Below are 13001 nucleotides of genomic sequence, written 5' to 3' on the forward strand. Positions count from 1 at the left end.
CCCTATAGATTTGGTTTCATCGGTTTCTTAAAGTCTTGGACATTTTTCATCCCGGGCTGATAACCGGTTTTTAAATATATAGCTGATGGAGAGTTCGTAGCTTCCTCCAGGGTTGCCTGTTTTTTGCAGGGAAGTAGTGGTGTGGTCATAACTGATTCCGATAACCAGGTTTTTGGCATAGAAGCCAATATTCCCTACAGCTGCGTCATTCATTCGGTACATTGCCCCGATGATCAGGCTATAGTCGGCCTGAAGATTGAACTCAAAATTGGTACCCAGTGCTTTTATCTGGCTTTTTTGCTGCTTTATGTAGATAAAGTGCGGTGTAATGTCAAGGAAATTTGAAACGCCGAGGCGGACACCTCCATGCAGGTTATATCGGAGCGGCATTTTGGTGTCCTGACTTCCCGGCGTAAATGGGTCACTGCTTTGGGTTAAGTGGGAAACGCTTAAACCGGCAAATGGATTGGCCCTTCCCGAAGGCGTGCCATTGTAATAAAATATTCCGGCACTGGCATCAAATGCAGTACCTCCTGTGTTTTCAAAAGATTCACCGGTCGACATGCCAGGGTCAAAACCGGTCGATGTGTTGTATTGGTTGTCCATCTGAAGTTTGCTGACATCAAAGCTGCGGTTGATCAGTCCAGCCTGCAACCCCATGTTGAGTTTATGGTATCCATTGGAGGAAACAGCAACCTGATAGGCAAAGGAACCCTGTGCAGTCAAATGGTTATAGCCCGCCGTTCCTGCCTTTTGGCTAAGGATGTTTGCGCCCAAAGCTATTTTGTCCGATAATCGGGTATCGCCAGAGATGGCAGTTGTTTTATACCCGCCATCCACACCTGCCCATTGGTCCCTGAAGTTGGCGGTCATCCGCGACTGTCCGTCCATCACCCCTGTTAATGCCGGGTTTAGCCATAAAGGAAAGGCGTAGTACTGCGAAAAATGAGGGTCTATCTGCGCCCTGCTTTCAAGGGCTCCGGCCAGTAATAGCAATATAATAAGAGAGGTTATAGAGTCCTTCATTTGATTAGGGTAATTGTTCCTTTTTTGTTGATTTCACGCCCGTCGTTCATGGTCGCTTTTAGTGTATAGATGTACACACCTGTAGGCTGACTGATGCCTTTGAAGGTGCCATCCCAGCCATTGGCAATATTGGTACTGTAGTACAGCTGTTCTCCCCACTGACTGTAGATGTAGAAGCGCAGCGTTTTTAGTGTTTGGCTGCGTACATAGACGATGTCATTCTGCCCATCATTATTTGGCGTAAAGGCATTTGGGACAAAGATGTCGTCAAACTCCTTTATGGTTTCTCCGGTAGTAGCGCTTGAATTTTCGCTTTCCTGGCAAACCAGTATGCCGGTAGCCTTTACCAAAAATGTTACGGTTTCACTTCCGCGGAGGTTATTGACGGTATGGGTAAGGCCATTGCTGCCAGAGCTGGGCGCAGTATAGGTCTGGCCGTTATCTATGCTGACCATATAGCCGGTCACACCGCTTACAGGGTTCCATTTAAAAGTGATGCTATGCTGTGTGACACTTTCTATTGTTACTACAGGGGCCAGTAATATCGGAAGTACGGTTATTTCTGCAGGCTGACGAGTGGCCGATGCGCAGCCTTCTTTGTTGACTACTTCCAGATAGTAAGTTGTGTTTACGGTTACATTAGGAGAAGTCCAGTTGCTGCCGGAGGCGACTGGAGTACCGCCTTCTGAAACGGTATACCAGTTGTACCTGAAGTCGGCATTGGGAGAAGTAACACTAAAAGTAGCGGTGGAGCCGCTGCAGATACTTGTTTTTCCTCCGTTTGCCAGGACATTTGAACTAGGTAAGGGGGATACGACGACTTGTATAGTTCCCGATAGGGGACTGGAACAGATGCCATTACTGCTCAGTACATAAAATGTTTTGTTTTCACTGAGTGCATCAGTCAGGTAGCTGGTTCCTGTAGACAGCAGGTTTGTTTTTGCTGGAGAATCGTACCATAAGTAACTGATGCCCGATACGGGGTTTTTGATAGAAAGGACCGCTTTGCTGCCTGAACACACGGTAATGATTGATTTTTCAAACTCAGGGACGAATAGCTCTGCCATTACTTCAAATCTTACCACATTGCTGATCAAGGGGATGTTGCAGGGTTCAGATACAATGACACGCCGGAAATAAGCGGTGGTGGTCAGAGTTGGCGGGTCATAAACAGGTCCGGCAGCACCAGGAATGTCAATGAAACTGACATTATCCAGAGATTTTTGCCACTTGTAAATATAAGTCCCTGTTCCCCCCGAAGGAGTTTCGCCGGTGATTGGCCCCGGATCACCGCTCACACAGAACACAGTTAATAGAGGGGCAGTGATGGTATTGTTGGCCAATGGAGGTACGACAGTGAGTTTAACCGTATTACTGGTAGATGTTAATGCGCAGCCATCAGGAATTGCGACCCTGCGAAAATAAGTGGTTTCAGTGAGTTTGTCCGGACTAAAGTCTTTGGCAGTAGCACCGTCTATGTTTTTGAAAGTCTTGTTATCTGTGGAGCTTTGCCAAATATAGAAGAACTCAGAAGTTCCGCTGGATGGCGTAGCCCCAACGATGGCAGCCGGGTTTCCAGGCCCGCAGAAAGAGTTGATCACCGGCAGCACAATATTGTTGTTTACGACAGGCAGTATGGGTTGGACTGTCATGATATAATAAGAGTCAATTTCTGTGAGCACTCCCACAAGGTTCTTACGCCTGACATTGATCAACATATTGACCTGCATTGGATTTATTATCGACGCTGCAAGGTAATCTTTGGTGTTATTAACCCCTGGGGCCGGTGTCCAGAGCCCGTTCTGAGAAACCTCCCACAAGTAGCTGTCGGGCAGTATACTAAGTTCATCACCTTTGATGATAATATTGGCCCCAGAACAAATAGTTACCGGTCTTGGAGTGGCGTCAGATGCCGGTAAGGAAGCATAAGTGCAAAGCGTAAATAAAAGGAGCAGACATGGTAAAAGTTTATATTTCATAGTGGATTATATCATCGGCCAATACAACGATATAAAGGTGTTGAATTTGGGTAGAACAAAACTGACATAAGTGATGACAAAACCGACATAACCGAATAATTGTTCCTTCGGTCAATTTTATATAAGTTTGCCCTAAACTAATTTGTTATGCAAGAGATCAAAAAATATGTAGAAGAAAACAAGCAGCGCTTCCTTGATGAGTTGTTTGAACTGTTACGTTTTCCATCTGTTAGTGCCGACCCGAAATATAAAGGTGATGTGCTTAAAACTGCTGATTTTGTTGCCGCCAAACTTAAAGAGGCAGGTGCAGATAACGTTGAGATTTGTTCGACTGCCGGCTATCCGATCGTATATGGTGAAAAGATCGTTGATGCCAGTTTGCCAACTGTGCTCATCTACGGACATTACGATGTGCAGCCCGCAGATCCTTTGGAATTATGGAAAACACCTCCGTTTGAACCAACTATACGTGATGGTAAGATCTATGCACGTGGGGCCTGTGATGATAAAGGACAGTTTTATATGCATGTGAAAGCATTTGAACTGATGATGAAAACCAATACACTTGCTTGCAATGTGAAGTTCATGATTGAAGGTGAGGAAGAAGTAGGTTCGGCCAATCTGGGTATTTTCGTTAACGCCAATGTGGAGCGCCTGAAAGCTGATGTGGTTTTGATCTCTGATACCTCTATGATCAGCATGGAAAACCCTTCTATTGAGACTGGTCTGCGTGGCCTGGCCTATATGGAAGTGGAAGTGGTAGGCCCAAACAGAGATCTGCATTCAGGTGTGTATGGCGGTGCGGTTGCCAATCCGGCCACTATCCTCTGCAAAATGATTGCTTCTCTGCATGATGAAAACAACCACATTACCATTCCTGCCTTTTATGATAAAGTAATTGAGCTTACAGATGAGGAAAAGAAGGCTTTAAATAGCGCTCCTTTTGATTTGGATGAGTATAAAACTGACCTTGATATTGCTGCGGAATGGGGCGAAAAGGGGTATTCAACTCTAGAACGTACCGGAACCAGGCCTACTTTGGAAGTAAACGGTATCTGGAGCGGATACATAGGAGAGGGTGCTAAAACAGTGTTGCCTTCAAAAGCGAATGCCAAGATCTCTATGCGTTTGGTGCCTAATCAAAGTTCTGAGGAGATTGCAGAGATCTTTACTAAGCATTTTGAAAGCATTGCGCCTGATAATGTAAAAGTTAAGGTTACTTCGCATCATGGTGGTGAGCCAGTAGTAACGCCAACTGATAGCGTGGCGTATAAAGCAGCAGAAAAGGCGATTTTGGATTCCTTTGGTAAGGCGCCAATTCCAACAAGGGGCGGGGGTAGTATTCCGATTGTCGCTTTGTTTGAAAGTGCATTGGGTATTAAATCGGTATTGTTTGGCTTTGGGTTGGATAGCGATGCACTGCATTCGCCAAATGAGAAATATGATATTTATAACTACTATAAAGGCATTGAGACACTGCCATTGTTCCATAAATATTTTGCGGAATTGAGTAAGTAATTTAAACGTTACTTCATCCTGAATTTATTTCAGGATGACGTTTGAGCAGGTCTTAAATGGAATGATGTTTAATTAATAAAAACTCCAATATTCCCGATCTTCCCGCAGCCATGAAGAATTGCTGCGCATGTCGATCAGGAACATTGGAGTTTTTATTTTGGGTGCCTTATATAGAAACTGACATTTCTAGGCGGCAGTTACTCTCTGGTTTACATGGTATCCTTTGTGACAATAACGATGAGTCCATTTCTTGCACTTTCATTGTGCTGAGCAACAGCCCGGTCTCCTTTAAATACACGAATTAATTTTAAGCCTCTTGGATATATTGCCTCATCGAGTTTAAATCCCATTGGTGTTTTTTTGTAGCTTGCTTCCTTACCATCAATAAGTATTACAGGATCTGTTATTGGTGTCTCGGCAAGATAATTTACAATTTTTCCTGCCTCTTCTTTAGTTTCATCACGGGCGATAAAATTTGGCATTTGTGTAATGTATCCACCAAATATCATCTTTGTTTTGCCAGTTAATAATTCTTTGTCGCTTAGATATTTATCTTCATTACCAGCGTAAACAAAGCCTTTATAAAAATGATATACGCCTTTGGTAAGCGAGACTGTATCATTAAATTTATTTAGATAACTTAAAAAATCATCCTGCCATTCAAAATTGCCGGATTTTGTTATTTTATAATTACCAGTTTTCTTGTTCTCATCAACCTCAAAGGATATATAGAGCAGACCCTCTTTGAAGTTGTGATCACGGTCCCCTTCGTAATTACTAGTATACCTTTGAAGATTGGCCGGAGAATCCTGATGCTGGGAGTTTAATTCAAGAACAGGGGAAATATTGCTTTTTTTCCTGGCTTTTTTTACTTTGAGGGCCGGGGTGGGCTTTATTTTGAGCTTTAAATCTCCTATTGGATTGAGATCAGCTTTGGCGTAATCACTAATAATTGGAACTACCTTATCGGTAATCTTAGTGATGATTTTTGCTTCAGCACCAGTAGCGGATGAAAAAATAAGCATACCTGCAAAAAGCGGTACTGAGAGCCCATACTTTAGTATGGCAACCTGGCGAGATTTTGTTTTGTGTAACATAATGAGTCTCCTTTTTAATAAAGATTGGTTAAAAAAATTGTTGGTTAGTCGTTGGGGTTGTGTGTTAAAAACATTGGAGACCAGCAAGAGCGCGTATGCTGATCTGTCTTCCAATGTTGATGCTGCTAATTCATCTGCGATGAATTCATGTATATTTTGAATCGCTTTTCTATAGAAGTAAGTGACTGGATTGAACCAATTTAGGGCCAGAAGTATCTCAAAAAACACCACATCTGCCGAGTGCCATTGCCTGGCATGTACCAGTTCGTGGCTAATAATCGTATCCTTCCCCTCCAGGTCCTGATCCACAGAGATCTTGCCGAAGAATGAGAAAGCCTGACCACTAACCTTGGTGGTAAGCAGTTTCCTGACTATGTAGAGCTTCCTCAAGAAGTTGAGTAAAAGGACCAGGCTGACCGAAAGGTAGATTACCCAAAGCCATTCCATGGGGCTAAACATAACCTGTTCTGGAGGGGTCAGAGAAGGGATGTTCATTTGAGTAACTGTTGGTTCGATTGCCCTGTAAGTCACAATCTGTGTAAAATTCTGCACCTTCTCTGTGATGAACAGCGCACTAACCCATTTTGCTTTTAGCAATGGTATACAAAGAGACAGTAACGCCGAGCCTACCAAATAAAACCGGTTGGTTTTAAAGAAGGTTTCATTTCGCAGTAACACCACATAAAATAGATAAAAGAGGAGCAGATATAGATTAACCTGCAAGATATAGATGAGTGCATTCATAGCCGATCTTTTTAATTGTTCTTTTCTTTTGTTTCGATTACAATAATTCCCTTCCTGGCCCGTTCACCGTAAATTTCCACCGCTTTATCACCTTTGAGGGCTTTTGATATTCCCTCTTTCGGATAAATGCTTTCGTTCAGTTTCAACCCCATTTTTGTAGGTAAATAGCTTACCTCTTTTTCATCTACCATTACGATTGGATCTGTAAGAGCAGTGAAACTCACATAAGTATTATGTACTTCTTTGCCGTCTTCAATTTCAGTGGCCGTCCCTACTGCCGGGCCATATACTTTCCATCTGTGGAATAATGGAATTTGTTCTGCCTTACTAATCTCTACAAGATCTTCGTTTCCGCCATAAGCGAAACCAAGTGAGAAGTGATATTTTCCGGTCGGCATGTCAACAGTATCTGGAAAAGCTTCTAATCCGGCAATCAGATCTTTCTCCCAATTGGAACTAATGGATTTCATAATTTTAAAGCCTGTCGGACGTTTGTCTTCGCCCACCTTAAATGATACATAGATGTTGCCTTCCTTGCCCGCTTTCGTCAAGGTGATGGGGTCATATAAAGTTCCCACATAGTCATACAAATTTTTTGGTGCCGCGATAGCTCTTTGCGCTTTCTGAGTGGTATCTGTCGGCTTGGTCGCCTTTGCTGCTACAGGCGCTTCCGCTACTGCGGCCGGCTCAGGTTTAGCGATTTTAAGCTTTTCGATCAAGGGTTGTACCCGCTCCTTCACTATTGCAAGAGTTTGGATATCAGCTCCGGTAGCAGATGAAAAGATCAGCATTGTGGCGAATAATGGTGCTGAAAGCCCATATTTCAGTATGGCAATCTTACGAGACTTTGTTTTGTGTAACATAATAATTCTCCTTTGTAGTAAAGATTGGTTGAAAAAGTTGTTCGTTAATCTTTGAGGCTCTGTATTAAAAACATTGGAGACCAGCAAGAGCGCATATGCTGATCTTTCTTCCAATGTCGATGCTGCTAATTCATCTGCAATGAATTCGTGTATGTTTTTTATCGCTTTTCTATATAGATAAGCTACGGGATTAAACCAGTTCATGATCAGTAATAGTTCAAAAAAGATCACGTCTGCCGAGTGCCATTGTTTCGCATGCACCCGCTCATGGTTAATGATTAGCTCTTTACCTTCCAGCGCTTCGTCAACGGCAATTCTGCTGAAAAATGAAAAAGCCCGGCCTTTGATGTTCATTTTGAATAATCTGTTAACACCGTAAAGTCTTCTAAGGAAGTTGAGCAAAAATACCAGACATACCCCTGCGTAGATCAGCCAAAGCCATTCCGCGGCTGGCAACGATGATTGGCTTTGAACCACTCCAGACGAGGTGTTCAATTGCTCGGTTCCCCTATCAATCACTGCATAAGTTACCGTTTGGGCTATTGCCTGTACCTTTTCTGTGATAAACAGTTCTTTTATCCATTCCGCTTTTAAAACAGGAATGACCAATGATAGAAAGGCTGAGCCTACCAGATAAAACCGGTTCATCTTAAAAAAGGTCTCGTTGCGAAGCAGCGCAAGATAGAACAAGTAGAAGAGGAGCAGGTACAGATTCACCTGCAGCAGATAGATCAGCGTGTTCATTTTTGTTTCTTTTTGAGGTCTTCAATCAATTTTAGTATCTCGTCGGCTTCTTTGAGGTCTACTTTTTCCTGCTTCAGAAAGAAAGAAAACATCTTCTCTACCGAATTGCCAAAATAGCTGTTGAGCAGTTTGCCTGCAGCGAAGGCTTTATAGTCTTCAATGCTGACAATAGGGAAGTACCTGTGTGTGGTGCCAAAAGATTCATGGTCTATAAATCCTTTCCCTTCCAGTATCCGGATAATGGTAGAGACCGTAGTATTGGCCGGTTTAGGATTTGGCAAATGCGCCACTACGTCCTTCACAAACCCTTGTTTCAATTCCCACAATACCTGCATGATTTGTTCTTCCGCTTTAGTCAATTCCTTCATTTTTCTGATACTACTATATATAGATAGACTGTTTAATAAAACTAATGTACGACTAATAATTTAGTTGCGCAACTAAATTATTAGTCGTATGTAATTTAGTTGTTACTATTCGGCAAATCACGATTCAAATGGCTTTATACGCGCAAATAAATTTTCAAATTCTTATAACTGTATTTTTAGTTATATATTGCAACTACCAAATATGCTCTCATGAAATTCTTAATCGCAGTACTAACTGTCTGTTGCTGTTTTCTTCTAAATGGCTATTCTCAAAACAATTATGCCGTAAAAGGCATGGTGATCGATACTGCCAGCAGCGCCAGGATCGACAAAGCCACGATCGTTGTGCTCAATGCCAAAGATTCTATCCTTCAGAAGTTTAGCTATTCAAATAATGGGCTGTTTGAAATAAATAACCTTAGTCCAGGCAAATTTCTCATCATGATCACCTATCCAGACTATGCCGATTTTGTAGAGCATTTCACCATTGATGCAGCCAAACCCAGCTATAATTTTGGAACGATAAGGATGATTTTAAAATCAAGGCTGTTGGATGAAGTGATCATCAAGGCCAGGGTAGCTGCTATCAAAATAAAGGGTGATACCACGGAATTTAATGCTGCTGCCTACGCCACACAGAAAAATGCCAAGGTAGAAGACCTGCTAAAGCAATTGCAGGGTATGAAGATCAATCAGAGCGGTGTGCTTATTTTTCAGGGAGAGCCGGTATCTAAAATTCTGGTAGACGGGGAAGAGTTTTTCAGTGATGATCCATCATTGGTTACCAAAAACCTCAGGGCCGATATGGTAAACAAGGTGCAGGTGTATGATGGTAAAAGTGATCAGGCCAAACTCACTGGTATTGAAGACGGAGTAAAAGTAAAAACCATAAACATCGTACTGCTGGAAGATAAGAAGAAGGGGGTTTTTGGAAAGGCTGAAGGTGGGTACGGCACAGACGATTACTATGTCACACAGGCAATGCTTAATAAATTTAGTCCTAAGCAGAAGATTTCTGCCTACGGAAACCTGGGCAATACAGGCAAAGTAGGGCTGAGCAGTGCGGATAACTCAAGATACGGCAGCGGATACAGCGTGGGCAATTATCAAGGGATAGGTACACCTTTTGCCCGTGATGCCGGTGCCCACTATGATAGTAAATGGAATAAAGACAAGCAAAGCATTAATGTAGACTATAAGATTGGCGCCCTGAACAATGAGGGGACAAGCAGTACCATCACCCAGAATAACCTGCCTGGCAATTTTAACAAGCGAAATCAGGAAAGAAATTTTGAAGGCTACAATTTCAATCAGTCCATGAATGGCAGTTTTACATCCAAACTGGATTCGATGTCAGACCTTACTGCCAGGTTCTCGGGAAATGAGGGAAGATACACATCCGGCAGCAATAGTCTGGCAACTACATTAAGAGGGAATGGTGTACTGCAAAATTTTAATACCATTGGTTCAACTAGCAGTAGTGAAAATAAGAACGTTGAGGCGAGCGTTAATTATGCCAAGCGGTTTAAGAAAAAAGGCCGGAGTATATCTTTAAACGGACGTACATCGTTTAGTGACGGTAGCAGCGATGGTTATCTCTTGTCCGAAACCGCCTATTATAATACAGCCGGTGAACGTGACAGCATCAATAATATAGATCAGTATAAACCAGGCAGATCTAATTCTAACAGGACCTCTGCAGGACTTTCCTATTCAGATGTACTGTCTAAAAGAATTTCAGTCACGGCTGGATATAATTTTGGGCTAAGCAGGAGCAACAACGATCAGCTATCCTTCAATAAATCGTCAAATAACCAATATGGTCTATTGGATTCTGCATTCAGTAGTGAATTTGAACTGGTTACCCTGTCGCATACCTATAACATGGGCTTCACTTATTCAACCACCAAGACTTATGCTGCGTTGGGCTCGAGCATGAGCGATGAAGTATCTGAACAAACAGACGATTTTTTGTCAGGTCAGCCTTTCGGACGAAAGTTTATCAACTGGCAGCCTTATGCCAGCTACAGGTATCAGTTGACGAAGGCGGCCTCTTTGTCCTTTAGCTATAACGGCTATACCTATCCGCCCGGTTGGTACGATCTTCAGGCTATAAGACAGAATTCAGATCCATTGAATATCAGGCTGGGTAATCCCGAACTGAAGCCGTATTTTGAAAACCGCTTTTCCTACAACTACCGGGTATATCAGCCGACAAAAGATCAGGGTATCAATTTTAGAGGTTGGTACGGAACTACCCTGAATGCGATAGTCAGCAACAGGACTACCGACTCGGCAGGGGTAAACGTGTTCCAGTCGTCCAATCTCAAAGGTAAAACCCCCATATCATGGAATGCCTATACAGAGGTGTATGGGCATGCTACCAAGCTTGATTTTATCCTGAGTATCAACTTCACATTCAGCGGCAATACGGGTTATAATTACATCAATAACCAGTTGAACAAAACCCAGACGATGCGGTATGCCCCTCAAATAGACATCTGGAAAAACAAAGGAAACTATTCCTATAATTTCAGCATTGGCCCTAACTACTCCGCCAATTCGAGTTCGCTGCAAAGGCAGATTGACAACAATACCCTGGGATATTTTGTGAGTTTTGGTGGCTTTACAAAGCTGCCGGGCAGGTTTTTTATCGGTGGCGACCTCAATTATAGCTATAGCGCTAAAAATGAAGTGTTTGACAGTCCGTTTGAACTGGCACTGCTAAAAGCACATTTTGGGAGGTCATTTTTGAAGGATGAAGGCCTGAAGATTTCCATTATAGGAAATGACCTGCTGGATCAAAATACCGGTTACAGCAGGACAAGTTATAGCGGAAGCTTTAATGAAAGCAGAAATACCACTATCAGAAGATATTTTATGTTCTCCTTAACCTGGGACTACAGCAAGTTTGGCAAATCATTACAAAAACAACAACCATGAAACAGATCATCTTAGTTTTAACCTGTCTTTTTTTGACTAACCATGTGTCTGTATTTGCGCAGAATAAGCATTTTATAACAAGTGGTGTGATTGAGTTTGAAAGAACTGCTAATATGTTTGCCTTAGTTAAAAAGAAGGTGACCAAAAGCAGTATGGAGAACAAGCCTTATTATGAACAATATTTAAGGACTGAACCACAGTTTCTGACGCTTAAAAGTACTTTGGTGTTTGGAAACAATATCAGTCTTTTTACCCCTGTTCCGCCTATCAAGCCTGTTCACTGGTGGTATGATAGCCCCATGGCCAATCAGCTCAATGTGGTGTACTCTGATCTGAAAAATGGGAAAGGTATTGTGCAAAAGGAATTCTATGAACGTACTTTTCTCGTGAAAGACAGTTTGCGGAAGATAAAGTGGAAGATAACCGATGAAACCAGGATTATAGCCGGCTACACTTGTCGCCGTGCCAATGCGTTGGTATTGGATTCTATTTATGTAGTGGCATTTTATACCGATGAGATCCATGTTTCAGGAGGTCCTGAATCATTTAATGGCTTACCCGGTATGATATTGGGAGTGGCCGTTCCGCATGAAAATGTGACCTGGTTTGCGACAAAAGTTACCGAAACAGTTGATCCCAAGACGCTTGTTCCTCCCAAAAAAGGCAAGGAAGTAAATAATAAACAGCTATACGATGAAATTGTAAAGGCGATCAGTAATACCGGTGATTACGCCATCGTACAGCTTAAGGGACTTTTGCTATAAAGTTGTATTTTTGCGGGCATCATGCCAGCTCCAAGAAAAACTTCCAACTCCCGTTCGTCGGCTCCACCCCGTAAAAAACCTGTCACAAGAAAAAGAACTTCCAAAGGAAAGAAAGGGCTGTCATTGGAATGGAAGTTTGCCATTGTGGCATTGTTGCTGGTCCTTTTTTCTCCTCTTTATTATGGGTATATTATAAAGGGTTTCACTTCCAGTTGGCGCTGGATCAAAGACGTAGGCGAAGATCCTGGTTACCGCACCTACAATAGTTTCAATATCAAGATTCCCAAGGGGCATGCGATTCATGGAATAGATGTCTCTTATTATCAGGGCAAGATAGACTGGAAGCAGGTAAAGGCGATGAAAGAGGATGATGTGGCAGTGAAGTTTGCTTTTATTAAAGCAACAGAAGGGATGTTTAATGTGGATCCTTATTTTCAGCGCAACTGGCGCGAAGCGCCAAAGGCAGGTATTATCTGTGGGGCCTATCATTATTTTAAACCGAAGAAATCAGGATTGTGGCAGGCCAAGTTTTTTTTACAGACAGTAAAGTTTGAGGCCGGTGATCTGCCTCCGGTGGTCGATATTGAAGAATTAAACGGGATTTCCTCTGCAGCGATGCGGCTTGAATTGCAGGTTTTCCTTAGCCATATAGAGAAGAAAACAAATGTTAAACCTATCATTTATACAGGTCTTTCTTTTTATAAGGATTATTTGAAAGGATATTTTGATGAATACCCGCTTTGGGTAGCGCATTATCATCAGCCGCGACTGAAAATGTCGGCCGGCGACTGGAATTTCTGGCAGCATTCTGATAAGGCGAAAATCACGGGTATCAATCATGTAGTGGATTTTAATGTGTTTAATGGGGACAGTTTGAAGTTCGACAGCATGCTGATCAGGTAAGGCCCATTTTTGTCCTGCTCCTGTGATCAATCTGTGACTTACCTGTGCTTGA

Annotated in this window: 9 protein-coding genes; 4 read left to right on the forward strand and 5 right to left on the reverse strand. The window is 42.5% G+C overall.

Translation table 11 applies throughout. The features are described 5' to 3' along the window. Window positions 1–27: 27 nt before the first annotated feature. Window positions 28–1026, reverse strand: a complete 999-nt coding sequence (locus EZ437_RS14460) for a PorP/SprF family type IX secretion system membrane protein (RefSeq protein WP_131596773.1) — start codon at window positions 1024–1026, stop codon at window positions 28–30. Then, window positions 1023–3005, reverse strand: coding sequence for a gliding motility-associated C-terminal domain-containing protein (locus EZ437_RS14465; RefSeq protein WP_131596774.1), 1983 nt, complete (start codon window positions 3003–3005; stop codon window positions 1023–1025). Before EZ437_RS14465 ends, EZ437_RS14460 begins: the two co-directional genes overlap by 4 nt. A gap of 147 nt (window positions 3006–3152) precedes the next feature. Here EZ437_RS14465 and EZ437_RS14470 point away from each other — a divergent pair, with 147 nt between their 5' ends. Then, window positions 3153–4523 carry a dipeptidase gene (locus EZ437_RS14470; RefSeq protein WP_131596775.1) on the forward strand — a complete coding sequence of 457 codons (1371 nt, stop codon included), beginning with the start codon at window positions 3153–3155 and terminating at the stop codon, window positions 4521–4523. A 209-nt stretch (window positions 4524–4732) separates the two neighbouring features. Here the strand turns inward: EZ437_RS14470 and EZ437_RS14475 are convergent, their stop codons facing one another. From EZ437_RS14475 to EZ437_RS14485, 3 genes are read right to left on the reverse strand one after another with little or no spacing between them, the layout of a single operon-like run. Then, window positions 4733–6364, reverse strand: coding sequence for a M56 family metallopeptidase (locus EZ437_RS14475; RefSeq protein WP_131596776.1), 1632 nt, complete (start codon window positions 6362–6364; stop codon window positions 4733–4735). Window positions 6365–6375: 11 nt separating this feature from the next. Beyond that, window positions 6376–7971: a M56 family metallopeptidase gene (locus EZ437_RS14480; protein WP_131596777.1), complete on the reverse strand. Its 1596-nt coding sequence runs from the start codon at window positions 7969–7971 to the stop codon at window positions 6376–6378. Then, complete coding sequence (locus EZ437_RS14485) at window positions 7968–8339, reverse strand: BlaI/MecI/CopY family transcriptional regulator (RefSeq protein ID WP_131596778.1); 372 nt, start codon at window positions 8337–8339, stop codon at window positions 7968–7970. The genes EZ437_RS14480 and EZ437_RS14485 overlap by 4 nt, the downstream gene beginning before the upstream one ends. Window positions 8340–8549: 210 nt before the next feature. On the opposite strand from EZ437_RS14485, the gene EZ437_RS14490 reads away from it, so the two are divergent. Genes EZ437_RS14490 through EZ437_RS14500 form a run of 3 tightly spaced genes read left to right on the forward strand, consistent with a single transcriptional unit; the run spans window position 8550 to window position 12949 of the window. Next, window positions 8550–11282, forward strand: a complete 2733-nt coding sequence (locus EZ437_RS14490) for a TonB-dependent receptor (RefSeq protein WP_131596779.1) — start codon at window positions 8550–8552, stop codon at window positions 11280–11282. Then, the gene (locus EZ437_RS14495; RefSeq protein WP_131596780.1) at window positions 11279–12046 is read left to right on the forward strand and encodes a GLPGLI family protein; all 768 of its coding nucleotides are present in this window, start codon (window positions 11279–11281) and stop codon (window positions 12044–12046) included. Before EZ437_RS14490 ends, EZ437_RS14495 begins: the two co-directional genes overlap by 4 nt. A 21-nt stretch (window positions 12047–12067) precedes the next feature. After that, on the forward strand, window positions 12068–12949 hold the full coding sequence (locus EZ437_RS14500; RefSeq protein WP_131596781.1) for a glycoside hydrolase family 25 protein: 882 nt from the start codon (window positions 12068–12070) through the stop codon (window positions 12947–12949). Window positions 12950–13001 lie beyond the last annotated feature (52 nt).

It is taken from the genome of Pedobacter psychroterrae, from assembly GCF_004331695.1.
Taxonomy (GTDB): domain Bacteria; phylum Bacteroidota; class Bacteroidia; order Sphingobacteriales; family Sphingobacteriaceae; genus Pedobacter; species Pedobacter psychroterrae.